At 72.5% G+C, this 25038-nt stretch carries 24 protein-coding genes; 6 read left to right on the top strand and 18 right to left on the bottom strand.

Annotated features, from left to right (window positions below):
- The first annotated feature begins 132 nt into the window (after window positions 1-132).
- The gene (locus KC207_RS04110; protein ID WP_211601643.1) at window positions 133-999 is read left to right on the top strand and encodes an aldo/keto reductase; all 867 of its coding nucleotides are present in this window, start codon (window positions 133-135) and stop codon (window positions 997-999) included.
- A 6-nt stretch (window positions 1000-1005) separates the two neighbouring features.
- Here KC207_RS04110 and KC207_RS04115 read toward each other — a convergent pair whose 3' ends face one another.
- The 5 genes from KC207_RS04115 to KC207_RS04135 are packed head-to-tail and all read right to left on the bottom strand — an operon-like array spanning window position 1006 to window position 6219.
- The gene (locus KC207_RS04115) at window positions 1006-2100 is read right to left on the bottom strand and encodes an ABC transporter ATP-binding protein (protein WP_211601644.1); all 1095 of its coding nucleotides are present in this window, start codon (window positions 2098-2100) and stop codon (window positions 1006-1008) included.
- Window positions 2097-2945 (bottom strand): carbohydrate ABC transporter permease, encoded by an 849-nt coding sequence (locus KC207_RS04120; protein ID WP_211601645.1) that lies wholly within the window; start codon window positions 2943-2945, stop codon window positions 2097-2099. Before KC207_RS04120 ends, KC207_RS04115 begins: the two co-directional genes overlap by 4 nt.
- Entirely contained in the window at window positions 2942-3862 is a 921-nt protein-coding gene (locus KC207_RS04125; protein ID WP_211601646.1) for a carbohydrate ABC transporter permease, read from the bottom strand. Before KC207_RS04125 ends, KC207_RS04120 begins: the two co-directional genes overlap by 4 nt.
- Before the next feature lie 3 nt (window positions 3863-3865).
- A complete protein-coding gene (locus KC207_RS04130) occupies window positions 3866-5191 on the bottom strand; it encodes an ABC transporter substrate-binding protein (protein ID WP_211601647.1) in 1326 nt (441 codons plus the stop codon).
- Window positions 5192-5202: 11 nt separating this feature from the next.
- Window positions 5203-6219 (bottom strand): Gfo/Idh/MocA family protein, encoded by a 1017-nt coding sequence (locus KC207_RS04135; RefSeq protein ID WP_211601648.1) that lies wholly within the window; start codon window positions 6217-6219, stop codon window positions 5203-5205.
- A 184-nt stretch (window positions 6220-6403) separates the two neighbouring features.
- Between KC207_RS04135 and KC207_RS04140 the strand changes: the two genes are divergently transcribed.
- Window positions 6404-7573, top strand: coding sequence for an ROK family transcriptional regulator (locus KC207_RS04140; protein ID WP_211601649.1), 1170 nt, complete (start codon window positions 6404-6406; stop codon window positions 7571-7573).
- Here KC207_RS04140 and KC207_RS04145 read toward each other — a convergent pair.
- From KC207_RS04145 to KC207_RS04175, 7 genes are all read right to left on the bottom strand, one after another.
- Entirely contained in the window at window positions 7547-8845 is a 1299-nt protein-coding gene (locus tag KC207_RS04145) for an acyl-CoA dehydrogenase family protein (RefSeq protein WP_211601650.1), read from the bottom strand. The genes KC207_RS04140 and KC207_RS04145 overlap by 27 nt on opposite strands.
- Before the next feature lie 2 nt (window positions 8846-8847).
- Entirely contained in the window at window positions 8848-10407 is a 1560-nt protein-coding gene (locus KC207_RS04150) for a long-chain-fatty-acid--CoA ligase (RefSeq protein ID WP_211601651.1), read from the bottom strand.
- 100 nt (window positions 10408-10507) lie between these two features.
- Entirely contained in the window at window positions 10508-11848 is a 1341-nt protein-coding gene (locus tag KC207_RS04155) for an ABC transporter substrate-binding protein (protein WP_211601652.1), read from the bottom strand.
- Window positions 11845-13053 carry a branched-chain amino acid ABC transporter permease gene (locus KC207_RS04160; protein ID WP_211601653.1) on the bottom strand — a complete coding sequence of 403 codons (1209 nt, stop codon included), beginning with the start codon at window positions 13051-13053 and terminating at the stop codon, window positions 11845-11847. Before KC207_RS04160 ends, KC207_RS04155 begins: the two co-directional genes overlap by 4 nt.
- Window position 13054: 1 nt before the next feature.
- Window positions 13055-13933 (bottom strand): branched-chain amino acid ABC transporter permease, encoded by an 879-nt coding sequence (locus KC207_RS04165; RefSeq protein WP_211601654.1) that lies wholly within the window; start codon window positions 13931-13933, stop codon window positions 13055-13057.
- Window position 13934: 1 nt separating this feature from the next.
- Window positions 13935-14639 carry an ABC transporter ATP-binding protein gene (locus KC207_RS04170; RefSeq protein WP_211601655.1) on the bottom strand — a complete coding sequence of 235 codons (705 nt, stop codon included), beginning with the start codon at window positions 14637-14639 and terminating at the stop codon, window positions 13935-13937.
- Window position 14640: 1 nt separating this feature from the next.
- Window positions 14641-15450, bottom strand: a complete 810-nt coding sequence (locus tag KC207_RS04175; protein WP_249138552.1) for an ABC transporter ATP-binding protein — start codon at window positions 15448-15450, stop codon at window positions 14641-14643.
- 158 nt (window positions 15451-15608) lie between these two features.
- Between KC207_RS04175 and KC207_RS04180 the strand changes: the two genes are divergently transcribed.
- Both KC207_RS04180 and KC207_RS04185 read left to right on the top strand, forming a co-directional pair.
- A complete protein-coding gene (locus KC207_RS04180; protein WP_211601656.1) occupies window positions 15609-16874 on the top strand; it encodes a PucR family transcriptional regulator in 1266 nt (421 codons plus the stop codon).
- A gap of 145 nt (window positions 16875-17019) precedes the next feature.
- Window positions 17020-18438, top strand: a complete 1419-nt coding sequence (locus tag KC207_RS04185; RefSeq protein WP_211601657.1) for a L,D-transpeptidase family protein — start codon at window positions 17020-17022, stop codon at window positions 18436-18438.
- Between the two features lie 97 nt (window positions 18439-18535).
- Here KC207_RS04185 and KC207_RS04190 read toward each other — a convergent pair whose 3' ends face one another.
- Window positions 18536-18910, bottom strand: a complete 375-nt coding sequence (locus tag KC207_RS04190; RefSeq protein WP_211601658.1) for a PH domain-containing protein — start codon at window positions 18908-18910, stop codon at window positions 18536-18538.
- 67 nt (window positions 18911-18977) lie between these two features.
- Here KC207_RS04190 and KC207_RS04195 point away from each other — a divergent pair, with 67 nt between their 5' ends.
- Window positions 18978-19532: a YdeI/OmpD-associated family protein gene (locus KC207_RS04195; RefSeq protein WP_211601659.1), complete on the top strand. Its 555-nt coding sequence runs from the start codon at window positions 18978-18980 to the stop codon at window positions 19530-19532.
- A 6-nt stretch (window positions 19533-19538) separates the two neighbouring features.
- Here KC207_RS04195 and KC207_RS04200 read toward each other — a convergent pair whose 3' ends face one another.
- From KC207_RS04200 to KC207_RS04220, 5 genes are all read right to left on the bottom strand, one after another.
- Entirely contained in the window at window positions 19539-20318 is a 780-nt protein-coding gene (locus tag KC207_RS04200) for a MerR family transcriptional regulator (protein ID WP_211601660.1), read from the bottom strand.
- 17 nt (window positions 20319-20335) lie between these two features.
- The gene (locus KC207_RS04205) at window positions 20336-21097 is read right to left on the bottom strand and encodes an ABC transporter permease (protein ID WP_211601661.1); all 762 of its coding nucleotides are present in this window, start codon (window positions 21095-21097) and stop codon (window positions 20336-20338) included.
- Window positions 21094-21891 (bottom strand): ABC transporter ATP-binding protein, encoded by a 798-nt coding sequence (locus KC207_RS04210; protein ID WP_282958950.1) that lies wholly within the window; start codon window positions 21889-21891, stop codon window positions 21094-21096. Before KC207_RS04210 ends, KC207_RS04205 begins: the two co-directional genes overlap by 4 nt.
- A 109-nt stretch (window positions 21892-22000) precedes the next feature.
- On the bottom strand, window positions 22001-22345 hold the full coding sequence (locus tag KC207_RS04215) for a YtxH domain-containing protein (protein ID WP_211601662.1): 345 nt from the start codon (window positions 22343-22345) through the stop codon (window positions 22001-22003).
- A gap of 103 nt (window positions 22346-22448) precedes the next feature.
- Window positions 22449-23273 (bottom strand): arginase family protein, encoded by an 825-nt coding sequence (locus KC207_RS04220; protein WP_211601663.1) that lies wholly within the window; start codon window positions 23271-23273, stop codon window positions 22449-22451.
- Between the two features lie 106 nt (window positions 23274-23379).
- On the opposite strand from KC207_RS04220, the gene KC207_RS04225 reads away from it, so the two are divergent.
- A complete protein-coding gene (locus KC207_RS04225) occupies window positions 23380-25026 on the top strand; it encodes an ABC-F family ATP-binding cassette domain-containing protein (protein WP_211601664.1) in 1647 nt (548 codons plus the stop codon).
- The last annotated feature ends 12 nt before the right edge of the window (window positions 25027-25038 follow it).

The following is a 25038-nucleotide window of genomic DNA, read 5'->3' on the forward strand; positions in this document are numbered from 1 at the left end:
TGCCCGGAACCCTCGACGGCTGCACCGGCGCCGGGAACATCACACCGGTCGGGGACCTTGGCACGGAGGTAGCAGGACGACGCCCTCCGGGCCCCGGAGCGGTGTCCTTCGCCCATCAGCAGGAGTGATGACATGAAGCAGCGTGCGCTCGGAGACGTCCAGGTCGGTGCCGTCGGTCTCGGCGGGATGCCGATGTCCATCGAGGGCCGCCCCGACGAGGCGCGCTCGGTCTCCACGATCCACGCCGCCCTCGACGCGGGCGTGACGCTCGTCGACACCGCCGACGCGTACCACCGGGACGCCGGCGAGGTCGGCCACAACGAGTCCCTCATCGCCAAGGCCCTCGCGACCTACGGCGGGGACACCTCCGCGGTCGTCGTCGCGACGAAGGGCGGGCACCTGCGCCCCGGCGACGGCTCGTGGACCCAGAACGGCCGTCCCGAGTACCTCCAGGAGGCGGCTCGCGCCTCGGCGCGTCGTCTCGGGGTCGAGTCCATCGGTCTCTACCAGTTCCACCGGCCGGACCCGGAGGTCCCCTACGCCGAGTCGATCGGGGCGCTCGTGCAGCTGCTCGACGACGGCGTCATCCAGCGGGCCGGCATCTCGAACGCCTCCGTGGCGCAGATCGACGAGGCGAACGAGGTCCTCGGCGGCCGGCTCGTGTCGGTGCAGAACCAGTTCTCCCCGGCGTTCCGGTCCTCGCGCGCCGAGCTCGACCGGTGCGCGGAGCTCGGGATCGCCTTCCTGCCGTGGAGCCCGCTCGGCGGCATCAAGAGCGCGGCCGACCTCGGCGGCAACCACTCGGCGTTCGGCACGATCGCACAGGAGCGCGGCGTGAGCCCGCAGCAGGTCGCCCTCGCGTGGGAGCTGGCCCTGTCCGACGTCGTCCTGCCGATCCCCGGGTCCTCGCGTCCGGCGTCGATCGAGGACTCGGTGCGTGCGGCCGACCTCGAGCTGACCGCCGAGGAGCTCGCGGCGCTCGAGGCCGACCCCGCCTGACGGCCCTCAGACGCCCACGGCGACGGGGTCGGGCAGACGCGCTCCCGTCTCCGCGTCGAACAGGTGCCGGGTGGCCCCGTCGACCGTGACGTCGACGGGGTCACCTGCGCGGAGGTCCGTGAAGCCAGGTACTCGCACCCGGAACGCACCGACCGCCGTGTCCAGGGCGATGTCGGTGTGGCTCCCGAGAGGCTCGGTCACCCGGACCCGCCCGAGCCCACCGCCGTCGCTCGCCCGCCGCACGGAGCACTCGCTGGGGCGCAGCCCGAGGCGGACGGTACGTCCTTCTCCCAGGGTGTGCGGGTGGGTGATCTCCCAGCCGTCGGCGATCCGCAGGCCCCCGCCGGTCGTCGTCACGGTCTGGAGGTTCATCTGCGGCTTGCCGACGAACGAGGCGACGAACTCGGTGGCCGGCCGCTCGTAGATCTCTCCCGGGGTACCGAACTGCTCGAGCCGTCCCTTGCTCATGACGGCGATCTCGTCCGAGAGGGACATCGCCTCCTCCTGGTCGTGCGTGACGTAGACCGTCGTCGCCCCGACCTCGGCGTGGAGGACCTTCAGCTCCTCACGGGTCCGGTCGCGCAGCAGCGCGTCGAGGTTCGACAGCGGCTCGTCGAAGAGCAGCACCGCCGGGCGTCGGGCGATGGCGCGGGCCAGGGCGACGCGCTGGCGCTGCCCACCCGAGAGCGCCCGGGGCCTCTTGCCGAGCTGCGAGGTGATCTCGAGACGCTCGGCGGCGTCGCGGACCCGCTGATCGAGCTCGGCGCGGTCCATCTTGCGCATCCGCAGGCCGAAGGCGATGTTGTCGTACACGTCGAGGTGCGGGTAGAGCGCGTAGTCCTGGAAGACGAACGCGAGGTCCCGCTTGTGCGGCTCGACGTCCTGGACCGGACGACCGCCGATGCTGATCGACCCCTCGGTGACCCCCTCGAGGCCGGCGATCATGTTGAGGGTCGTCGACTTCCCGCACCCCGACGGACCGAGCAAGGACACGAAGTGTCCGCCCTCGATCGTGTAGGAGAGCGCTTTGACGGCCGGCTCGGTGTCCTTGGCGCCGTACCGCTTGCTGACGTTGTCGAACGTGATGTCTGCCGAGGTCATCCCTTGACGGCTCCTTCGGTGATCCCCTGGACGATCCAGCGCTGGGCCACGAGGGCCAGCGCCAGCACGGGGAGGGCGGTGATCACCCCGGCCGTCGCGGCCGCGGTGTAGTCGGTGGCGAAGAGACCCTGGAACGCGGCGGTGCGCACCGGGAGGGTCTCGGCGTTCGGTCCGGTGAGGATCTTGGCCAGGAAGAAGTCGCTCCACGCGGTGATGAAGGCGAAGATCGCGGTGGCCGCGAACCCCGGCCCGGACAGCGGGATGACGACGCGCCGCAGGACCCCGAGGTGGCTGCAGCCGTCGATCCGTGCGGCCCGCTCGAGGTTGACCGGGATGGAGTCGAAGAAGCTCACCATCATCCAGATGACGAGCGGCAGGATGAAGGCCGCGTACGTGAGCACGAGCCCCGTGAGGCTGTCGTAGAGCCCGAAGTCGCGCATGAGCACGAACAGCGGCACCGCGAGCACGATCGCCGGGATGGCCTGCACGGTCATCATCGCCAGGAGCAGCGTCTGGCTGCCCCGGAAGCGGAATCGCGAGATCGAGTACGCCGCGAGGCTGCCGAGCAGCATGCAGATGACGGTCGTGGCCACGCCGACCACGACGGAGTTGGTCATCGAGCGCACGAACCCCGAGTCCCCGAACAGCTCGCCGTACTTGGCGAGGGTCAGGTCCGTGGGGGCGAAGCTCATCGGCGAGGAACGGAGGTTCTCCGACGGGTAGACGCTGTACACGACCATCCACAGGAACGGGACGACGAGGTACACGACGAGCAGGGCCACGGCGACACGGTGCGCGACGCGGCCCACGTCGACGCGGCGACGGGGTCCGGCAGTGTCGTTCATCGGCGGGTCTCCTTGTCACGTCGGCCGAGCAGCAGGACCCAGAACGCCGCCACGAGGATGACGATGACCATGATCGCGATCGACATGGACGCGCCGTAGCCGCGGTCGAGGTAGCTGAAGGTCGTGAGGTAGGCGAGGAAGTTCACCGTCGTCGTGGCGCCCGCCGGCCCACCGGAGCCGCCCGTCAGGACGTAGATGCTGTCGAACACCTTGATGCTCCACATCGACTGCACGATGAGCAGGAACATGATGGTGCCGCGCAGGTTCGGCAGGGTCATCCGCCAGAACCGCTGCCACGACCCCGCCCCGTCGATGCTCGCCGCCCGGTAGATGTTCGCCGGGATCGACTGCAGCGACGCGATCGTCATGAGCGCGAGGAAGGGGGTGAGCTTCCACACCTCGGCGAAGATGAGGACGCCGAGGGTGAGGTCCGGTACCGCGAGCCACTGCACCGGCCGGTCGACGATGCCGAGGGTCATGAGGATGCTGTTCGCGACGCCGTAGGTGCCGTCGAAGATGAGCTTCCACATGATGCCGTTGACCACCGGCGGGACCGCCCACGGCACGAGGAGCAGGACCCGGGCGACGGCACGGCCACGGAAGCGCTGGTTGAGGAGCACCCCCATGCCGACGGCGAAGGCCACGCCGCCGAACACCGTGAAGAGGCAGAACACCCCGGTCCGTGCGAGTGACGCGAGGAACGCGTCGTCGCCGAGCAGGCGGACGTAGTTCGCCAACCCGACGACGCGCGTCGCCTCGGGTCGCTTGTCGTTGAGCTCGTAGAGGCTGAGGACGAACGCGTAGACCAGCGGGTAGAGGAACAGGGCGGCGATGGTCAGCCCCGCCGGGGTGGCCGCGAAGATCGCGAACCGCCGGTCCTTGCGCTCGACCGCCGACAGCGTGGTTCGTCCCAGCACGCGTCAGCCCAGGTACTTCTCGACGACGGGCAGGAGCTCCTGCTGCGAGGCGCGCATCGCCGCCGCGGGCTCCTCGTCGCCGTTCATCGCGCGGTTGACGTGGACGCTGAGCAGCTGGTCGAGCTCGTTCGACCAAGGAGTGCCGTAGCGCCTCGTGACGTACTCGGTCGACTGCTCGTAGGTCGCGACGACCGGAAGCGCCTCCTCGGTCGCGGGGTCGTCGAGGATCTCCTGCGAGACCGGGAACCACCCCTCCTTCTCGACGATCTCCCGCTGGGAGGTGGCGCTCGCGGCGAACTCCAGCCACTTCAGGGCGGCGGACTTGTTCTCGGAGAACGCGCTGATCGCGTAGCCCTCGGACCCGTCGATCGAGGCCGAGCGGACGTTGATGCCCGGGATCAGCCCGTTCCCGACGGTCGCCGCACTCGTCGTCGCCGCGTCGGAGGTCGCCACCGACCACTGGAAGGGCCAGTTGAAGACGATCGAGGTGTTGCCCTGCGAGAACACCTCGACGAGGTCGGAGGCGTTCGTGATCTGCAGGGACGCGGGGTTCATCACCTCGTGGTCGCGGTACAGCTCGACGAGCTTGGTCATCGCCTCGACGCCCGCCTCGCTGTCGAGCTGCGGGGTGTAGTCGGCGTCGTACAGCTCGCCACCGCACAGCAGCATCGTGCGCAGGAAGTTCTGGTACGCGCCGGCGGGGTTGCCCATGTCGCAGGTGTACCCGTAGCGGCCGTCGGTCGTGAGCTTCTTCGCCGCGGCGACGAACTCGTCCCAGCTCTCCGGGGCGGCGTCCGGGTCGAGGCCGGCGCGCTCGAAGTGCTCCTTGTTCCAGAACATCGTCTGGACGCTGGCGAACTTCGGCAGTCCGTACACCGTGTCGTCCCAGGAGACGGCGTCCAGGGCCGGGCGGATGACGTCGGCGGGGAGGGAGTCCTGGGCGAGCGGCTGCAGCCAGCCGGCCTGACCGAACTCCGCCGACCACCCGGCCCACGTCATGATGACGTCGTAGGACGTGTCCTGACCGGCGAACATCGTCGCGAAGCGGTCGTGCAGGTCGTTGAAGTTGGCCATCTCGTAGTTGCGGACGGTGATGCCGGTCTGCTCCTGGAAGGTCTCGATGAGGCCGTTCTGGAACACCTGGTTCGTGTTGTCGTCGAGGATCGAGATCTCGCCGCCGGCCTCGCCGCCGGAGGACAGGGCGCTCGGGCTCGCGGAGGACCCCGCGGAGCCGCCGGGGCTCACGCACCCGGCGAGGGCGGTGCCCCCGAGGACGAGGCCACCCCCGAGGAGGGAGCGACGGGTGAGGATCGACTGGTGTCTGGGCATGGCGCGGTCCTTCAGTGGGTGATGGGGGTGTTCTGACCGGTCTCGAGGGAGTCATGGAGGGCGGCGACCGCCCGGGTGACGAGGAGGCCGTGGTCGGCGTCCGGGACGTCGACGGGGTCCCCCAGGCAGAGGTCGACGAAGTCGCGCGTCATCTCGACCGGCGCCCCCCTGAGCCGTCCGCGGGGGTCCGTCCCGGACTCGCCGACGTAGCTGAGCCGGTCGCTCCCCACCCGGACGACGCCGGACCGGTCGACGTCGACGAGGTAGTGGTCGGTCGCGGTCTCGACCTCGAAGCGGAAGTCGAAGACCGCGGGCCGCCCCGTGGGCAGCGCCCACCCGGAGTCGAGGGTGACGACCGAGTCGTCCGACATCCGGAACGAGGCGGAGACCCGGTCCCACGTGTCGATCCCGTCGGCGCTCAGCACCTTGCGCACCCCCCGGGCGAAGACCTCGACGGGACGGGCCCCGGACAGCCACATCGCCATGTCGAGGCTGTGCGGCACGAGGAACCAGCCGGGGGTGGACCGAGCGCTCCAGGACAGCATCTCGCGGGGCACCCAGGCGGTGTCCTGCAACGAGGCCCGCTGGGCGACGAAGACCTGGTCCGTGGCCCGGAGCGCGCTGCGCACGGTCTGGAACCGCGGGTTCCACCGGTTCTCGAAGCCGAGCATGACGTGGGTCCCGGGCGACGCGGCGCCCGCCAGGGCCTCGGCGTCCTCGACGGTCGTCGCGAGCGGCTTCTCGAAGAGGGTGTGCAGCCCGTGGCCGAGGGCGACGAGCCCCGGCTCGCGGTGGGCGAAGTCGGGGGTCGCCACGATGACGGCGTCGACCCGGTCGAGGCCGGACAGCAGGTCCTCGAGCGACTCCCGCACGGGCACCCCGAAGTCGGACCCCAGGGCCTCCGCCGTCATGGGAGCCGTCTCGACGAAGCCCACGACCTCGCCGCGCGGGTGCTCACGGACGACCTCGCCGTACATCCGTCCGCGGATCCCTCCGCCGACGACCACGACGTCCAGTCGTTCGCCCATGCTGGTCCTCCACCTGTTCGGTCCGTCCCTCGCGGCTGCTCCGACGAGGTATGTTGGGGAACCCTACAAACCTCCTGACCTGGTGTCCAGGGGTTCCGTCGGACGAGTTGGACCGGAGACGCGACAAGATGGGCACATCCGGGGTCCCGCGGACCCACCGCCCGCACCACGGAGAGGAACGGCCATGACCGACTCGTTGTCGACGCTCGTGACGAGCGCCGACGTCGGCGGCGTGAACCGGGCCAGGGTGATGCGGGCGCTCTACCGCCACGGCCCACTGAGCCGCTCCGACCTGGCGAAGCAGCTCGACGTCAGCCGGGCCACGATCACGGCCGTCGTCCAGCCCCTCATCAGCGCGACCGCGCTGCGCGAGCTCCCGGCGAGGTCCACGACGGCGGCCGGCGGCAAGCCTCCGCGACCATTGTGGTTCGGGTCCGACCGGTGCATCGGCGCCGTCTACCTCGGGGCCGACGAGATCACGGTGGCCACGGTCGCGAAGGACGGCACCGTCCTTCAGCGGCACGACGTCGCGCTGCCGCGCACGTCGGACCCGGAGGCCTTCCTCGAGGCGCTGCGCTCGGCCCTCGTCCCCTTGCGCGACCAGCCGCTCCTCGGCATCGGGATCGGCCTCGCCGGCATGGTGGACACCGACGAGGGGAGGGTCCTGCTGAGCTTCCGCGCCCCGGTCCTCAGCGGCATGCCCGTCGGGGCGCACGTCGCCTCGTGGTTCGACGTCCCCGTCCACATCGACCACCACCCGAGGGTCCAGGCGATCGGCGACCAGTGGTTCGGGCTGGGTCGGGACCTCACCGACTTCGTCTCCGTCTTCACGGGGGAGGTCCTGGGCGCCGGCGTCGTCATGGCCGGCCGTGTCGTGCGGGGCCCGCGCGGCGCGGGCGGCGAGGCCGGACACATGATGGTCGACGCACGCGGATCACAGTGCGAGTGCGGACGACGAGGATGCTGGGAGACGGTCGCCACGCTGCCCTGGCTCCGGGCCGAGGCGGTGCGGACGCGACTGACCGACGGTGACCTGGCCACGAGCCGTCGCCTCAGCGACCTGGCCGACGAGGGGTCGGAGGAGGCGGAACGCCTGCTCGACCGGTACGCACGCAACCTCGCCGAGGGGATGGGGAATCTCGACCAGCTGTTGGGGCTGCACCACTACATCGTCCACGGTGACGCCGTCGGCGGCGGTGAGCGGATGCGGGCACGCATCGCCGGTCACCTGGCGGCGGCGTCTCCCGACCGGGGCGGGCCGCCGGTCGTGACCCTCGCCGAGCCGTCGGACGACGCCACGATCCTCGGCGCCGCGGGGCTCGTCCTCTCACACGTCTACGCCTGCAGCCTCTGAGGCGCGCGCCGCCCGGGTGGGCGAGCGACCCCGCCTGACGAGTGCACGGCGACCGACGGCGCGACCGCCCCGGTCGCGCCGGCGGTGGTCTAAGCCGAGGTGGCCGCGGACGCTCGCGTGCCCCTTGAGGAGGTTGCGGGCGATGGTCCGGCGCTGGATCTCGTCGGTGCCCTCGTAGATCCGCAGCAGCCGCAGCTCGCGGTACCACCGCTCGAGCGGCAGCTCGCGGGTGTAGCCCATCCCGCCGTGCACCTGGAGCATCCGGTCGACGATCTCGTTGCAGTGCACGCCGCCGTACAGCTTGGCCATCGACTGCGCCTGCCGGGAGTCGTCGCCCCGGTCCACCTGCCACGCCGCGGCCAGCACGAGCCACCGCAGCGCCTCGATGTCGACGGCGGAGTCCGCGACCATCCACTGGATGGCCTGCCGCTCGGCGATCGGCTTGCCGAAGGTCTCGCGGTTGCGGGCCCACTCCATGCCCATCTCGACCATCCGCTCGCACCCGCCGAGCGCGCGGGCCGGCAGCAGGTACCGGCCGCGGCCGATCCACTGCATCGCGAGCGCGAAGCCCTTGCCCTCCTCGCCGAGGATCGCCGACGACGGCACCCGGACGCCGTCGAACGTCAGCGCCGCCGGGCCCCACTCGCCCATCGTGTCGATCTGGTCCGAGGTCCAGCCCTGGTCGCGGTCGACGATGAAGCACGTCACCGACTCCCCGGTCCGGCCCTCCTTGTGCTTCTCGGCATCGGTGACGGCGAAGACCATGACGAAGTCCGCCTCCGTCCCGCCGGTGATGAACGTCTTCTCGCCGGTGATGACCCAGTCGTCTCCGTCCTGCTTCGCCGAGGTACGGATGGCCCGCGCGTCGGACCCCGCCCCTGGCTCGGTGATCGCGAAGCACGACTTCTTCGTGCCCTCGATCGTCGGGACGAGGTACTCCTCCTTCTGCGCGTCGTTGGCGTGGAAGAGGATGTTGTCGGCGTACCCGCCGAAGCGGAACGGGACGAACGAGCGCCCCAGCTCGACCTCGACGAGGGCCGCCATGACGGCCGACAGCCCCATCCCGCCGTACTCCTCGGGCGTCTGCACCCCGAAGAACCCGGACTCTCGGGCCAGGTCCTGCAGCCGCTTCAGCTCCTCCGGCGGCAGGCCACGCTCACCGCGCCGCTCCCGGGCCAGCACGTCCTGCTCGAGCGGCAGGATCTCCTTCTCGACGAAGGTGCGCACCCACTGCCGGATGTCCTTCTCGTCCTCGGTCAGGTCCAGGTCCATCGTCAGCTCTCCGTTCCGCGGGGGGTCGCGCCGGCGGTGCCGCCGGCGGTGGGGGTCGTGTCGTGCGGGTCGCCGAACCGGGCCCGCAGCTCACGCTTGAGGACCTTCATGCTCGGGCCGAGCGGCAGGGCGTCGACGACCTCGACCCGCCGCGGGTACTTGTGCTTGCCCAGCTGCTCGCGCGACCACGCGACGAGCGCCTCGGGGTCGAAGGCGTCGGAGGCCGGCACGACGACGGCGACGACCTCCTCGCCGTAGGTGTCGTCGGGGACGCCGATGACGGCGACCTGCGCGACGTCCTCGTGCCGGGACAGGACGTCCTCGACGTCGCGGGGGTAGACATTGAAGCCGCCCCGGATGACGAGGTCCTTCGTCCGGTCGACGATCCGGACGAACCCGTCCTCGTCCTTGACGCCGATGTCCCCGGTCCGGAACCAGCCGTCGACCATGACCTGCTCCGTGGCGGCCGGGTCGTCGAGGTAGCCGGCGAAGACGTTGTGCCCCCGGACGACGACCTCGCCCCGCTCGCCGGTCGGGCGCAGCAGGATCGCGTCGGGCACCGTCTCGTCGGCGATCTCGACGTCGACGCCCCAGATCGGGTGGCCGATCGTGCCGGCGCGGGTGCCGAACTGCTTCTGGTTCGCCGTCGCCGTGGGTGAGGTCTCGGACAGCCCGTACCCCTCGTAGATCGGCGCCCCGAACGTCGCCTCGAACCGCTCGAGGACGACGACCGGCAGCGACGCCCCGCCGGACACGCAGTCCCGCAGCCGGGGCAGCGCGGCGGCCTGCGGGGCCGCCTCGAGCAGCTGGACGTACATCGTCGGCACGCCCATGAAGATCGTCGCGCCCTCGCGGACCATGAGGTCGATGGCGCCGGCGGCGTCGAACCGCGGCTGGAAGACGACGGTCGTCCCGAGCCGGAACGTCGTGTTCATCGCCACCGACTGCCCGTAGACATGGAAGAGCGGCAGGCTGCCCATGACGACGTCGTCGCGGCGGATCTCGTTGCCGTCGAACGCGTTCGTCGTGGCGTTCATGACGAGGTTGAGGTGGGTGAGCAGGGCGCCCTTGGGCAGCCCCGTCGTCCCGGAGGTGTAGAAGATGACGGCGGCGTCGCCGGGGTCGCGCGAGACGTAGGTCGGCAGCGGGTCGGCGTCGGCGGCCGCGAGGTCCGACGTCGACAGCGCCGGCACCCCCGTGCCCTCGGACACCGGTCCGGCGAGCGCGGCGAGGGCGTCGTGGTGCACGAGCAGCTCGGCGCCGCTGTGCTGGACGAGGTAGGAGATCTCTCGGGCCCCGAGCAGCGTCGGGACCGGGACGACGACCCCGCCCGCGGCGAGGATGCCGTAGTAGGACGTGACGAACTCGGTGACGTTCGGGGCGAGCAGCGCCACCCGGGAGCCCGGTCCGACGCCACGGGCTCGGAGCGCACCGGCCGCGGCGAGCGAGCGGTCCCACAGCTCGCGGTAGGTCGTGCGCCGATCGCCCTCGACGACGGCGACGTGGTCCGGCCGGCGCCGGGCCTGCTCGGCGACGAGGACGGCGAGGGAGAGGGTGGTCATCGGGCTCCTCGGGGTCACGGGGTCGTGGACGACGGCGGCGACGGGCCGCCGACGGGGCCGACCGGCCCGGCGGGTGGTCCGCCGGGCCGGTCGGGTGCGGTCACCCCGCGGACGGGACGCCGTTCTCCGGCGGCGCGTCGCCCGCGGCGGAGGCGTCCTCGGTGATCTCGGCGTCGCCGAGGTCGGTGACGAGGACGTCGGTCAGCTCCTCGCCGACCCCGCCCTGCAGCTCGACGACCTTGAGGCCGGACAGGCCGAGGTGGCTGTCGGCGGAGTACCGGAACGGGCCGTAGCCCGGCCCGACGAACCCGGCGCCACCGGACTCCAGCGCCTCGACGATGCCGTCGCGGCTCAGGTCGTCGCCCGCGGCCATCGCGGCCTGGACGAAGGTGTAGGCCCACGACATCCCGTAGATGCGGTAGTTCGTCAGCTCGCCCTCCTCGCCGTGGGCGTCCCAGACCTCCTGCCACAGCTGGACCCACGGGTTGTCCGGGCTGTCGACGCCGGGGATGTACTCGGAGGTCATGACGCCGTCGAGGAGCGAGGCGTCGTCCTCCACCGCGCCCTCGGAGAACCGCGCGAGGAGCGAGCCGACGAGGTTGGGGTCCGAGCCGACGTTGCTGTAGTACCACTGCGGCTCGTAGCCCAGCCGCAGCGCGACGAGCTGCGACAGCGCCGTGTAGGACGGCACGTTGAAGCCGAGGACGAGGTCGGCGCCGGCCGCCTGGAGCGCCGCCACCTGCGGGCCGACGTCGGTGTTGCCGGGCGTGTACCGGACCGTCTCGACGATCTGGTCGTCGATGAACTGGCGGACGCCCATCTCCCCGTCCTCGCCGAAGTCGTCGTCCTGGAGGAAGAGACCGACCTGGGCGTCGGGCATGTTCTCGGCGATGTACTGGCCGATGACCTTGCCCTCGATGACGTAGTCCGGCTGCCAGCCGAAGGTGTACGGGTACTCCTCCGGCGTCTCGCCCCACTTGCGGGCCCCGGAGCTGACGAACAGGTCGGGCACGCCCTCCTCGTTGAGGAAGTCGATGACCGCGCTGTGCGTCGGGGTCCCGAGACCGCCGACGATGCCGAAGACCTCGTCCTGCTGGACGAGCTCGTTCGTCACCTGCGTCGTGTTCGTCGGGTTGTACGCGTCGTCCTTGATGACGAGCTCGATGTCCCGCCCGCCGATGCCGCCGTTCTCGTTGACGTAGTCGAAGTACGCCTGGGCGCCGCCGGGGATCTCGGAGTAGCCGGGGGCGGCGACGCCGGTGAGCGGCCAGTGGCCGCCGATGGTGATCGTGTCCTCGGTGATGCCGGGGACGTCCTCCGCGGGCTCCGGTGCCGCGTCCTCCCTGCTCTCCCCGGCGCCGCACGCGGTGACCAGCGTGCAGGCCGCCGCGGCGAGGGCGACGACGACCGTGCGCCCCCTTCTCGTGGTGGTGCTCCTCATGACGACCTCTTCCTCTCGGTGCTGGGTGGTGCGTCGTGCTGGGGGTCCTCGGGACCGGTGGTGGCGCCCGTCCCCGAAGCGGCCCGGGTCCTCTCGTCGGCGGACGTCGGCGCGCCGGTGGACGCCGTCGCGCCGGCCGCGGCGGCCCGCCGCGCGGCGCGCTCGGCCCGCTTGAGGCGGATCGTCCCGACGAGCCCGCCGGGTGCGAGCAGGATGACGAGGACCATGACGAGGCCGTAGACGAGCGGGGCGAGCTCGGCGGACTGGACGTCGCTGAGGCCGACGTCGCCGCCGACCGAGGTGACGACCTGCGGCAGGAAGGTGAGCAGGCCCGCACCGATGAGCGCCCCGGTGAGGCTGCCGAGACCGCCGAGGACGATCGCGGTGAGCAGGGTGAGCGACAGGGTGAGGGTGAAGCCGCTCGGTGCGGTGAGCCGGACGACGAACGCCATGAAGCCGCCGGCCAGCCCCGCGCAGGCGGCGCTGACCACGAAGGCCAGGACCCGCGCCCGGCCGAGGTCGATCCCCGCGAGCTGTGCCGCGACCTCGTCGTCGCGCACGGCCTGCCAGCGCCGACCGGTGCGGCTTCGGGCGACGTTGGCGAGCAGGACGAGGACGGCGACGAGCGCCAGCCCGGCGAGGTAGGCGACGTACCGGCTCGAGGACGGGTCGGTCGCGGTGAGGAAGAAGACCGCGTCGGCGAACCACGCCGGGACGTCCGGGAGCGGGACGGTGAGCCCCTGCTCGCCACCGAGCAGGTCGCGCCAGAAGATCGCCAGCCCGGGGACGGCGATGGCGAGCGCGAGCGTCGCGCCGGCGATGTACGGCCCGTGCAGCCGGGCGGCGGCCAGCCCGACGACGACGCCGACGGCACCCGCGACGAGGACCGCGGCCACGAGGACGACGACGAGGGGCAGCCCGAGCTCGGTCCGCTGGAGCACCGCCGTCGTGTAGGCGCCGATCGCCATGAAGGCGCCGTGCCCGAGCGAGAGCTGGCCGTTGAGCCCGGTGAGGACGGTGAGCCCGGCGGCGGCGATCGCCAGGTAGGAGAAGGACGCGAGCTGCGAGACCCGGAAGCCGCCGAGGAAGGACAGCAGGAGCACGACGACGACGGCGCCGACGAGGCCGGCGAGCAGGTGCCGGCCGAGGGTGTCGTCGGTGACCCGACGCAACCGGTCCGGCAGGGCGAGGGTGCGCTCGGCCATGTCAGACCCTCCGCTCGTGGACGGTCGAGAAGAGCCCGCCGGGCCTGACGAGCAGGACGACGACGAGGACGAGCAGCGCGGCGAGCGGCACCACCTCGGACCCGACGTACCCGCTGACGACGCTGAGGGTGAGACCGAGGGACAGGCCGCCGACGACGGCCCCGCCGGGACTCTCGAGCCCGCCGAGCACCGCGGCGACGAAGCCGTAGACGACGACCGAGTCCATGTAGCCGGGGTGGACGAGCCCGCCGCCGGCGATGAGCAGCCCGGACAGCGAGCCGACGACCGATGCGAGCGCCCAGCCGAGCGTGAGCATCCGGCCGACCTTGACCCCGAGCAGCCGGGCGACCTCGGGGCCGAAGGCCGCCGCCCGCATCCGCAGCCCGATGTCGGTGCCGCGGAAGAGCGCGACGAGCAGACCCATGACCACGAGCACGGAGACGAGGGTGAAGATGCCGAACCCGGTGAGCGGGATCGTGCTGTCGCCGACGGTGAGCCCGCGGACCCCGAAGGGAGCCGGGAACGAGCGGAACCTCGAGCCGAAGACGAGCGCGGCGGCCGCGTGCAGCACGATGAACAGCCCGAGGGTGAGGATGACGGCGTTGAGCTCGGCCTTGCCCTCGACGTGCCGGACGACGACCCGCTCGATGACGGCGCCGAGGACGAAGCCGCTGAGCAGGGCCGCGACGAAGCCGACCCAGTACGAGGCCCCGGCGTCGATGAGGACGAGCGCGACGTACGTCGTCACCATCGCCATCGGCGCCTGGGCGAAGTTCACGATGCGCGTCGAGCGCCAGATCATCACCAGGGCGAGGGCGAACGCCGAGAACACCGCCCCGAGGGTGAGCCCGGTGAGCAGGGTGGTCGTCAGCTGCTGCATCTCAGAACCCCAGGTAGGCGTGACGGAGGGTGGCGTCGTCGACGAGGACCGCGGCGTCGTCGTGGACGACGACCTTCCCGAGGTCGAGGACGAGGCCGACGTCGCTGATGGACAGGGCGCTGCGGGCGTTCTGCTCGACGAGGACGACGGTGAGGCCGTCGTCGTCGACGAGCCCTCGGAGCAGGTCGAAGATCTGGGTGACGATGCGGGGCGCGAGGCCGAGCGACGGTTCGTCGAGCAGGAGGATGGCCGGGTCGGCGAGGAGGGCGCGGGCGATGACGAGCATCTGCCGCTCGCCCCCGGAGAGGGTGTGCGCCACCTGGTGCCGGCGCTCGCCGAGGACCGGGAAGAGGTCGGTGACCCGGTCGAGGTCGGCCTTGCGGCCGCCGCCCCGCGCGCCGAGCGCCCCGAGCCGCAGGTTCTCCTCGACGGTGAGCTGGGCGATGACCCCGCGACCCTCGGGGACGTGGGCCAGACCCGCGCGGGTCATCTCCTCGGCGGGCGTCGTGAGCAGGTCGGTGTCGCCGAGCCGGGCGCTGCCGGAGGCGGCGGGGACGAGGCCGGACAGGGTCCGCAGCAGCGTCGTCTTCCCGGCGCCGTTCGCGCCGAGGACGGCGGTGATCCTTCCCTGCGGCGCGGTGAAGGTCACTCCGTCGAGGGCGCGCACGGCACCGTAGGTCGTCGTGAGGTCGCGGACGTCGAGCACCTCAGGCCTCCTGTCCGACGTCGTCGCCGAGGTAGGCCGCGACCACCGCAGGGTCCTCGCGCACCACGTCGGGGCTGCCGCGGGCGATGAGCCGGCCGAAGTCGAGGACGGCGATGTCGTCGCAGACGGTCATGACGAGGTCCATGTGGTGCTCGACGAGCATGACCGCCATCCGCGAGGTGAGGCCGCGCACCAGCCCGGCGAGCTCGTCCATCTCCTCCCCGGAGAGCCCGGAGGCGGGCTCGTCGAGCAGGACGAGCTCCGGCTCCGCGACGAGGGCCCGGGCCAGGGCGACCTTCTTCCGGACGGCGTACGGCAGGCTCGCCGGGTAGCGGGGAGCGGTGTGCGCGATCCCGAGCTCCTCGAGGGCGGCCATCGCCCGCTCCCGCAGCGCCGCCTCCTCCCGGGCGCTCCGCGGCAGGGCCAGCAGCCCGGACCAGAAGCCCGCCCGGCCGTGCCGGTCGGCGCCGACGGTGACGTTGTCCAGGACGGTCATCCGCTCGAAGAGGCCGAGCCCCTGGAGGGTGCGGGCGATGCCGAGACCGGCGAGGTCGTGCGGGCGCAGCCGGTCCAGCCGCTCGCCCTTCCACGTGATCGTCCCCTCGTCGGGGCGCTGGAAGCCGCACGCGACGTTGAAGAGGGTCGTCTTGCCGGCGCCGTTCGGCCCGATGACGCCCAGGACGCGTCCGGGACCGACGTCGAGGCCGACCTCGGACAGGGCCATGATACCGCCGAAGCGCACCGTGACGCCCTCGAGCGCCAGCAGGGGGCTGCCGCTCGGCGCGGTCGCGTCGGGACGGGTGTCCGGCACGGTGGCTCCTCGACTCTGGGGAACACCTGGTGCGACGTCACGATGGTCGATGTGCACAAAGCACGGATATGGGCGCGCTGCACAGAAAGGGTGGTGCAGAACGCCCCGAACGGGCCGCGGGGGGTGACGGATCTGTGCTCCGGTGCCACGCTGGGGCCATGGCAGCAGCGGGGCCGCACCGGCTCCTCGCCCCGGCACCGACGCCCGTGGAGCCCGACGACGAGCTCGACGCGACGGTCCGGCGCGCCTGGGCGGCGCTGCTGCCGCAGGCCGACATGATCGCCGACGTCATCACCGCGACGATCTTCGACCGGGACCCCGACTGGTACGAGGCGGCCTCGGAGGCGCTGCTCGCCGACGTGCGGATGAGCACCCGCGAGCACATCACCGAGGGCATCCGGACGATGGCCGGGCGCTCCGACCCCGAGCACCGGCCGCCGGACATCTGGCGCGACACGGGGCGGCGCCGGGCCCGGCAGGGCGTCCCCCTCGAGCTCGTGCTCAACTCGTACACCCTCGGCACCCGGCTGCTGTGGGAGGCGCTCGTCGCCCTCGAGCCCCGCGAGGAGCTGGGGCTGGACGACCACGTCCTCCTCGTCGCCGGACGTCGGCTGTGGCACTCGCTCCAGGTGCAGAACGCCGTCCTCATCGACGCCCACCGCCGCGAGAGCGCCCGGCTGGAGCGCCGCGACCTCCAACGGCAGCAGGGCGTCCTCGACGGGCTCGTCGACGGCCGCGGGTCGGACCCGGCCTTCGCGGGCGACGCCGCACAGGTGCTCGGGATCGCCGCCGACGAACCGCTGGCCTGCGTCGTCGCCTCGCTCGACGAGTCGCTCGACGAGCCGCTGCGGGCCCCCGACGACCGGCTCGAACGCGCCGGCCGGATGTCGTTCTGGCACGTCCGCGGTGGGGTGCGGTTCGGCCTCGTGCCGATGGGCGGGCTCGACGAGCCGGGGCTCGTCGAGCTGCTGCGCCCGGCCGTCACCGGGCGCGTCGGCGTCGCCTCGACCCCCGAGGGTCTCGGCGGCTTCGGGAGCGCCTACCAGCTCGCGGTGCGCGCCGTGCAGACGCTGCCCCGCGGTGCCGCGGAGATCGCCCGGGTCACCGAACGGCTGCCGGAGGTGCTGCTCAGCGCGAACCCCGACATCACGGCGCTGCTCGTCGAACAGTCGATCGGCCCGCTGCTCGGCCAGCCCGAGGCCCACCGCGAGGTCCTCCTCGACACCCTCGCCGCGCTCATCCGCTGCAACGTGTCGCACTCCCGCGCGGCGGAGGAGCTGTACTGCCACCGCAACACCGTCATCTACCGGCAGCGCCAGATCGAGCAGCTCATCGGCCGGGACCTGCGGGTCCCGCGGGACCGGCTGCTCCTCGCGCTCGGCCTCATGGCGACCGGCCGCACCGTCAACCCGCACGGGGGCTGAGCCCGGCCGGGGGTCGTCGGCATGTCACGAAACGGCGTCGATGCCGCTCACGGTGCGGTCCCGATGTGCAATTCCACGCCGTCGACCCCCATCATGGGCGTCGTCCGTCTGCGCACGCAGGCACCGGGGAAGGATGAGGACGACGATGACGAAGCGGACGAAGGCGCTCCTCGCCGCCGCCGTCGCCCTGCCCATGGCGCTGGGGGGCGTCGGCACGGCGTACGCGACGCACTACCAGGACCGGGCCCTGCCCGGCAGCACGCTCGCCGGCACGTCCGTGTCCGGGTTGGCGCGCGCCGACCTCGTCACGGCGATCCGGGACCGGGCCGACGCCGTGACCGTCGAGGTCACCGCGGGCGACTCGCAGCGGACCGCGAGCCTCGCCGACCTCGGGTACGGCGTCGACGCGGAGGCGACGGCGGACGCCGTCCTCGCCGCCAACGGCTCGTGGTCCTCCTACGCCACCTCGCTGTACTCCGAGCGCGATCTCCCGGCCGTCGTGACGAGCGACGACGCGGTCGTCGCCGAGGTCGCGACCCGGCTCGTCGAGGACGCCGACCGGGTCGGCCGCGACGCCGCCGTCCGGCTGTCGGAGGACGAGGACTCCTTCACCGTGCGCAAGGCGGTCCCCGGCTTCACCGTCGACCCGGCGACCTTCCAGGACGCCGTCCGGGCCGCCGCCGCCTCGCTGTCCTCGACGAGCACCGTCGTCGAGTTCGTCGAGCGCGACCCGGCCGTGACGACCGCGGACGCGAGGAAGGTCGCGAAGGCCGCCAACGCCATGGTCGGGCGCTCGGTCGTCGTCTCCGACGGCTCCGAGGACCACGAGGCGGACGCGGCGACGAAGGCGTCCTGGGTGACCGTCCCCCTCACCGACGGCGTCCCGGGGATGCCGACCGTCGACGCCAAGGCCGTCACCGCCTGGGTCGACGGTCTCGCCGACGAGGCCCACCGCGACCCGTCGGACGGGCTGCGGAACGTCAGCCCCAGCGGCGACGTGCTCTCCGTCGTCACCGAGGCCGTCGACGGACGGTCGGTGAACAACGCCGAGGGCGTGACCGAGGCGGTCGTCGCGGCGATGGGCGGTGGCAGGAAGTACGCCGGGTCGTTCGAGTACGACGTCGCCGAGGGCGGCTACACCGACCGGACCGTCGCCGTCGGCGCCGAGAACCTCGCCTACCCCGCGGCCCCCGGTGAGAAGTGGGTCGACGTGAACCTGTCGAACTACACGATCACCGGCTACGTCGGCGCGGACGTCGTCCAGGGCCCGATCAAGATGGTCGACGGCGCCCCGGACACCCCCACCGTCACCGGGGTCTACCGCGTCTACCACAAGACGCCGATGATGACGATGCGCGGGCAGAACGCCGACGGCTCGGACTACGAGACCGAGGACGTCCCCTGGGTGTCGTTCTTCCACCGCGGGTACGCCCTGCACGGCGCGTACTGGCGGGACTCGTTCGGCTACTCCGGCTCGCACGGGTGCATCAACCTGCCCGTCGAGGTCGCGAAGTGGTTCTACGACTTCGCCCCGATCGGCACCCCGGTCGCCAGCCACCACTGAGCCCCCGAGCCTCACCTTCTGACCCCAGCCCAGGTCCCCGACTCACCCGGGCGACGTGCAGCTCACCCTTGCGAGGCACTTCGCGACCGTCCTCAGGTCACAACACGTGATGTGCGATGAGCCGGTTGAGGTACGCCACGTCCGTGTTGCCCTTGAACTCGAACCGCACGCGTCCGAGCCCCGAGAACCACAGCTCGAGCTCGGCGTCGAGGTCGAAGGTGCCCGCCGTCTCGAGTGAGAAGGCTTGCACCTTGGCGAACGGCAGAGAGGTGTAGTCCTTCTTCTTACCCGTGATCCCCTGGATGTTGACCGCGATGATGCGCTTGCTCGTGAAGACGATGTAGTCCCGCATACCGCGGAACGCGAGGTAGCCCTGTTCTCCCTCGATGAGGAGTGGGTCGATCTGAGCGGCGACCTGCCCGTAGTCGATGCGCCCCAGCTTGACGTAGCTCGCGTTCTGGAAGTCGATCATCACGGCACCCTAGGACGGCAGTCGTGACCCGGTGACGGAGGGTGCCGGCCGGTCGTACGCTGAGCCCATGGCGACGACCGCACCCGAGACGACCGAGGTCCGCTTCGGCGGCGAGCTCGAGGTCCTCGGGTCCACGACCCTCCTGCGCCTGCCGGCCGACGCGAGCGCGGCGCTGCCCTCCCGCGGCCAGGTCGCGACTCAGGGGACCCTCGACGGGCACCCGCTGACGACGGTCGTCGAGCCGGACGGGCGACGCGGCCACTGGCTGCGCGTCGACGACGACCTCGCCCGCACGGCCGGCGTCGGCGCGGGCGACCACGTCGACGTCGTCCTCACCGTCGCCGAGTCGTGGCCCGAGCCGGAGGTCCCCGACGACCTCGCCGGCGCCCTCGCCGACGCCCCGGAGCACATCCGGGACGTTTGGGACGACATCACCCCGATGGCCCGCTGGGAGTGGGTCCGCTGGGTGGGGGCGACGAAGAACCCGGACACCCGCGCCAAGCGGGTCGGCGTGAGCCTCGACAAGATGGACCACGGCAAGCGGCGGCCGTGCTGCTTCGACCTCGCCTCGTGCACCGACCCCGACGTCGCCCGCAGCGCCAAGCTGCCCGAGCGCGCCTGAGCCCGCTCAGCTCCCTCGGTCGGGGTCGCGCTCGATGCGGGTCCAGCCACGCCACCCCCGCTCGTGCAGGATCTCGGTGAGGCGCGACGCCGCCGGCGCAGCCTGCTCGGCCGATGCGTCCATGACCTGGACGACGACGTCGTCGAGGCCGTCGCCGAGCGGAGGTCCTCCCGCCCCGCCGTCGATCGCCGCCTCCACGAGCTTCTCGAGGAGGTCGGCGACCTCGACGACGCGGGGGTCGTCCGCGTCCCAGTCGACGGCGTCACCGAGGTACCCGTAGAGACGCTGCATGTCGGGGTCGTCGAGCTGGGTGTGCTTGTCTTCGATGATGGCGTCGATCCGCTCCGGTACCTGCGAGGCCAGCATGATCCAGGCGTCCCGCTCGAGCGTCACGTACCGCTCGTCGACCCCGAGGGCACGCAGCCGGTCGAGGTAGCCGACGACGCTGGGTGGCAGGGTCAACCGCTCACCGGAGCCCAGGAGAGCGATCCGACGCCGGTGCTCCCGCAACCGTCGGATCTCCGCCCGCAACGACGCGTCGACCTCGCCGACCGCGCGGTCGAACTCCCCCGGGCCGGCGTCGAGGAGCTCGCCGACCCGGAGCAGGGGCACGCCGGCTTCGGCCAGGGTCCGGATCCGGACGAGCCGGACGACCGCCGCGGCGTCGTAGGTGCGGTAGCCGGACCGGTCCCGCTCCGGCTCGGGCAGCAGTCCGACCTGGTGGTAGTGCCGCACCGCCCGCACCGTGACCCCGGCGTACCGCGCCAGCTGGCTGATCGTGAGCATCGCGGGTCCATCCTCGCTCAGGCGGCCGTGCGCGCGTAGACGCTGCGCGCGGCGAGGAAGGCGACGACGAGGAGTCCCGTGCACCAGGCGAGCGCGACCCACAGGTCGGCGCCGACCGGCTGTCCGGCGAACAGCGAGCGGATCGCGTCGACGATCGCGGTCACCGGTTGGTGCTCGGCGAAGAACCGGACCGGGCCGGGCATGGAGTCGGTCGGGACGAACGCCGAGCTGACGAACGGCAGGAAGACGAGCGGGTACGAGAACGCGCTCGCCCCGTCGACGGTCGTCGCCGTGAGCCCCGGGACGACGGCGAGCCAGGTGAGGGCCAGCGTGAAGAGGGCGAGGATGCCGGCGATGCCCAGCCACGCGAGGAGCCCCGCGTCGGAGCGGAACCCCATCAGGAGGGCCACCGCGACGACGAGGACGAGCGAGACCGCCGTCGCGACGACCGAGGTGAGGACGTGGGCCCACAGGACCGACGTCCGAGCGATCGGCAACGAGCGGAAGCGCTCGAGGATCCCGCCTTGGAGGTCGAGGAAGAGCCGGTAGGCCGTGTAGGCGACGCCGGAGGCGATCGTGACGACGAGGATGCCCGGCAACAGGTAGTCGACGTAGCTGCCACCGCCGGTCTCGATGGCGCCGCCGAGGACGTAGACGAACACCAGGAGCAGGGCGACCGGGGTCACGGCCGTCGTGACGACGGTGTCCGGACTGCGCAGGACGTGACGCAGGGACCGGCCGAGCAGGGCCGTGGTGTCAGCGAGGGGACGGGCGCTCATCGGGCGTCCCCCGTCGGGGTGTCGTGGGTGCCCCCGCCGACGACGGCGAGGAAGACGTCCTCGAGCGTCGGCTGCTTCTCGACGTACTCGACGGTCGCCGGCGGCATGAGGGCCTTGAGCTCGGCGAGAGTGCCCTCGGTGATGACCCGGCCCTCGTGGAGGATCGAGATCCGGTCGGCGAGCTGCTCGGCCTCCTCCAGGTACTGCGTCGTGAGCAGGACGGTCGTGCCACCGCGGGACAGCTCGCGGACGGCGTCCCACACCTCGATCCGGGACCGGGGGTCCAGACCCGTCGTCGGCTCGTCGAGGACCACGACCGGCGGCTCGCCGACGAGGCTCATCGCGAGGTCGAGCCGCCGCCGCATCCCACCGCTGTAGGTCCCGGCCCTGCGGTCCGCGGCGTCGGTGAGCGAGAAGCGGTCGAGCATCCGGTCCGCGAGGGTCCCGGGACCGGACAGGTGCCGCAACCGCGCGACGAGGACGAGGTTCTCGCGTCCGGTGAGGACGTCGTCGACCGCAGCGAACTGACCGGTCAGGCTCAGCGACTCGCGCACGCCCTCGGGGTCGCGGGCGACGTCGTGACCGTCGACCGTCGCCGTCCCGGCGTCGGCACGCAGCAGCGTCGCCAGGATGCGCACGAGCGTCGTCTTACCCGCGCCGTTGGAGCCCAGCAGGGCGTGGATGCTGCCGCGAGAGACCTCCAGGTCGACGCCGCGCAGGACCTCGAGGTCCCCGAAGGACCGCGTGAGGCCGGCGACGCGTATCGCAGGATCGGGGATGCGTGGGGCCGGCACTGGCCCTCCTTCGTGTCGTGTCGGGTGGGGCACGGCACGAGCGTGGAGGGTTGACCCTGCGTCAATGTCAAGCACCCGGCCGTGGCGTCCCCACCGGCCGGGCCCGGGATCAGATCGCCGGGTCGTCCGTCGCCGGACGGGCGGCGGCGCCGTCCGGGTCGGGCTCCACGCCCGGCGACGCGTCGGACCCGTTCGAGCGGACCCGGTCCACCGCGTCGCTCGCGGTGTCGCCGACCTTGCGCCCGGCCTCGGCCGCCTTGGCCCCGAAGACGCGTCCCGCCTCCCGTCCCTTGCGGACGGCGGCATCCTGGGTGCGGTCCTTCTGGCGCTGCACGGTGGGGTTCGACCAGAGGTCCCGGGCGGCCCCGGCGATCTCGTCGTACCGCTCACGGCCGGCCCGGGCGCCCAGCACGTAGCCCACGGCCGCGGCGGCCAGGATCGTCAGCTTCGACATGTCTCGTCCTCTCGCGCGGGCCGCGGCGGCGACCCGGTCGTCGTCCGGTCCGACCCTTCCTACCCCGTCGGGAGCGGCTCCACACCGCAGGACACTCCCGTGCTCACTGCATGACCGCGGCGAGGAGGGGCTCGAGGGCCTCGATCAGTGCCGTGACGTACCCGGGCGGGTCGGCGTCGTCGGGTGCCGACTCGAGCTCACCGACCTCGATGCCGACGACCTCACCCCCGGCGAGCACGGCCGCACACCGACGTAGGTCCTCGAGGGTCATCCCGCCCGGGACGCGGTAGTCGGTCGGCACGGTCCCGGGCTCGAGGACGTCGCAGTCGACGTGGACGAACACCGGACGGCCGGCGACGACGCGGCCCAGGTCCTCCGCCGTGCCCGGGCCGACCTCGACAAGAGTCACGATGTCGTCCTCGATCCGCGCCCGCTCGGGCGGGTCGACGTCCCGGGCACCGACGAGCACCGCGTTCCGGGACGCGAGCCCCGCGCCGAGCCCCGAGTCCCACAGTCCGAGCGGACCGCTGAACGCCAGCCCGCCGAGGTAGCCGGTCGTCGTGTCGTCGGGGGTGTTGAGGTCGGCGTGGGCGTCGAACCACACGACGACGGCGTCGGGCCGGTGCCGGGCGAGCACCGGGAGGGTGGCGAGCGCGACGGCGCAGCGGCTCGAGGCGAGGACGGGCGTCCGGCCGGCGACGAGGGCCGTGTCGAGCGCGTGGGCCGTCGCCTCGAGCGTCGGGCGGGCCGCGGCCAGCTCCTCGGCCCAGCCCGTCGACAGCGCGGGCTCGGGCCACCCGACGACCTCGGGGCGGACCCCCAGACGGTCGCCGAGGGCGGCGGCCAGCTGCCCGGAGCCGACCATCGCGAGGTCGTTGTAGTCGCCGGCGCGACCGGCGTGGTGGATGAGGGTGACGCTGTCGGGCACGGGACCTCCTCGGTGTCGGGCCGCCGGAGGGACGCCCCGCCAGCGTCGTCCACGCTAGGAACGGGCGGATCCCGCGGCAACCGGGTTCGGCGCCTACGATCGCCCGGTGAGCGCCGACCTCGTCGTCAAGGACCTCGCCGGTGGGTACGCGCACCGGACCCTCTTCGAGGCCCTCGACCTCACGGTGGCGCCGGGCGACGTCGTCGGCGTCGTGGGGGCGAACGGGGCCGGCAAGAGCACCCTCCTGCGCATCCTCGCGGGAGACCTCGATCCCCTCGCCGGGTCGGTCGCCACCGCGCCGGCGGACGCCTTCGTCGGCTGGCTCCCCCAGGAGCACGAGCGGGTCGAGGGCGAGACGGTGGCCGGGTACGTCGCTCGCCGGACCGGGGCCGCCGACGCCACGGCCTCGATGGAGTCGGCCGCCGCCGCGCTGGGCGGCGGGTCGGCCGCGGCCGACGACGCGTTCGCCCTGGCGCTCGACCACTGGCAGGCCAGCGGGGCCCCGGACCTCGACGACCGGCTGCCGACGGTGCTCGCCGACCTCGGCCTCGACGTCGGTCCCGAGGCCGCGATGACGACGCTGTCCGGAGGGCAGGCCGCCCGGGTCGCACTCGCGGCGCTGCTGCTCAGCCGGTTCGACGTCGTCCTCCTCGACGAGCCGACGAACGACCTGGACCTGCTCGGGCTGCAGCGCCTCGAGGACGTCGTCCGTGGGCAGCGCGCCGGGGTCGTTCTCGTCTCGCACGACCGCGAGTTCCTGTCCCGGGTCGTGACGCGGGTCGTCGAGCTCGACCTCGCGCAGCACCGGGTCGCGGTGTACGACGGCGGGTACGACGCCTACCTCGAGGAGCGGGCCGTCGCCCGTCGGCACGCCCGGGAGGCCTACGAGGAGTTCGCCGACCGCAAGGCCGACCTCGTCGCCCGGGCCCGGGTGCAGCGCGAGTGGAGCAGCCAGGGCGTGCGCAACGCGATGCGCAAGAGCCCCGACAACGACAAGATCCGGCGTCGCGCGCAGACCGAGTCCTCGGAGAAGCAGGGCCGCAAGGTCCGTCAGATGGAGTCGCGCATCGCCCGCCTCGAGGAGGTCGATGAGCCCCGCAAGGAGTGGGAGCTGCGGTTCTCCATCGGGCGGGCACCACGGTCCAGCACGGTCGTCGCGACGCTCGACGCCGCGACGGTGCGGCGGGGGACGTTCGCGTTCGGGCCCGCGTCGCTCCAGGTGAGCGCGGGCGACCGGATCGGGGTCACGGGACCGAACGGTGCCGGGAAGACGACCCTCCTGCGGCTGCTCACCGGGGCCCTCGCCCCGGACGCCGGACGCGCCGGGCTGGGGTCCTCGGTCGCGGTGGGCGAGATCGACCAGGCCCGCACCGGCCTGGCCGAGGACCTGCCGCTCCTCGCGGCGTTCGAGGCGGCGCTGCCGAGCACGACCCCGGCGGACCTGCGGACCCTCCTCGCGAAGTTCGGCCTGCGGGCCGGGCAGGTGACGAGTCTGGTCGGCCGGCTCTCACCCGGGGAGCGGACCCGCGCGGCGATGGCCCTCCTCCAGGCCCGCGGCGTCAACGTGCTCGTCCTCGACGAGCCGACCAACCACCTCGACCTCCCGGCCATCGAGCAGCTGGAGTCCGCGCTGGAGTCCTACGACGGGACGCTGCTGCTCGTCTCGCACGACCGGCGTCTGCTCGACGCCGTCCGGCTCGACCAGCGCTGGCACGTCGACGACGGCCGGGTCACCGTCGAGCACGTCGGCTGAGGACGCGCGACC

The sequence above is a fragment of the Phycicoccus avicenniae genome (assembly GCF_018139485.1).
Lineage (GTDB): Bacteria > Actinomycetota > Actinomycetes > Actinomycetales > Dermatophilaceae > Phycicoccus > Phycicoccus avicenniae.

Bases quoted from the DNA above. Each gene is read 5' to 3' on its own strand.
- KC207_RS04110 (WP_211601643.1), top strand. From the start codon at position 133: ATGAAGCAGCGTGCGCTCGGAGACGTCCAGGTCGGTGCCGTCGGTCTC.
- KC207_RS04115 (WP_211601644.1), bottom strand. From the start codon at position 2,100: ATGACCTCGGCAGACATCACGTTCGACAACGTCAGCAAGCGGTACGGC.
- KC207_RS04120 (WP_211601645.1), bottom strand. From the start codon at position 2,945: ATGAACGACACTGCCGGACCCCGTCGCCGCGTCGACGTGGGCCGCGTC.
- KC207_RS04130 (WP_211601647.1), bottom strand. From the start codon at position 5,191: ATGCCCAGACACCAGTCGATCCTCACCCGTCGCTCCCTCCTCGGGGGT.
- KC207_RS04135 (WP_211601648.1), bottom strand. From the start codon at position 6,219: ATGGGCGAACGACTGGACGTCGTGGTCGTCGGCGGAGGGATCCGCGGA.
- KC207_RS04140 (WP_211601649.1), top strand. From the start codon at position 6,404: ATGACCGACTCGTTGTCGACGCTCGTGACGAGCGCCGACGTCGGCGGC.
- KC207_RS04145 (WP_211601650.1), bottom strand. From the start codon at position 8,845: ATGGACCTGGACCTGACCGAGGACGAGAAGGACATCCGGCAGTGGGTG.
- KC207_RS04150 (WP_211601651.1), bottom strand. From the start codon at position 10,407: ATGACCACCCTCTCCCTCGCCGTCCTCGTCGCCGAGCAGGCCCGGCGC.
- KC207_RS04155 (WP_211601652.1), bottom strand. From the start codon at position 11,848: ATGAGGAGCACCACCACGAGAAGGGGGCGCACGGTCGTCGTCGCCCTC.
- KC207_RS04160 (WP_211601653.1), bottom strand. From the start codon at position 13,053: ATGGCCGAGCGCACCCTCGCCCTGCCGGACCGGTTGCGTCGGGTCACC.
- KC207_RS04165 (WP_211601654.1), bottom strand. From the start codon at position 13,933: ATGCAGCAGCTGACGACCACCCTGCTCACCGGGCTCACCCTCGGGGCG.
- KC207_RS04180 (WP_211601656.1), top strand. From the start codon at position 15,609: ATGGCAGCAGCGGGGCCGCACCGGCTCCTCGCCCCGGCACCGACGCCC.
- KC207_RS04185 (WP_211601657.1), top strand. From the start codon at position 17,020: ATGACGAAGCGGACGAAGGCGCTCCTCGCCGCCGCCGTCGCCCTGCCC.
- KC207_RS04190 (WP_211601658.1), bottom strand. From the start codon at position 18,910: ATGATCGACTTCCAGAACGCGAGCTACGTCAAGCTGGGGCGCATCGAC.
- KC207_RS04195 (WP_211601659.1), top strand. From the start codon at position 18,978: ATGGCGACGACCGCACCCGAGACGACCGAGGTCCGCTTCGGCGGCGAG.
- KC207_RS04200 (WP_211601660.1), bottom strand. From the start codon at position 20,318: ATGCTCACGATCAGCCAGCTGGCGCGGTACGCCGGGGTCACGGTGCGG.
- KC207_RS04205 (WP_211601661.1), bottom strand. From the start codon at position 21,097: ATGAGCGCCCGTCCCCTCGCTGACACCACGGCCCTGCTCGGCCGGTCC.
- KC207_RS04215 (WP_211601662.1), bottom strand. From the start codon at position 22,345: ATGTCGAAGCTGACGATCCTGGCCGCCGCGGCCGTGGGCTACGTGCTG.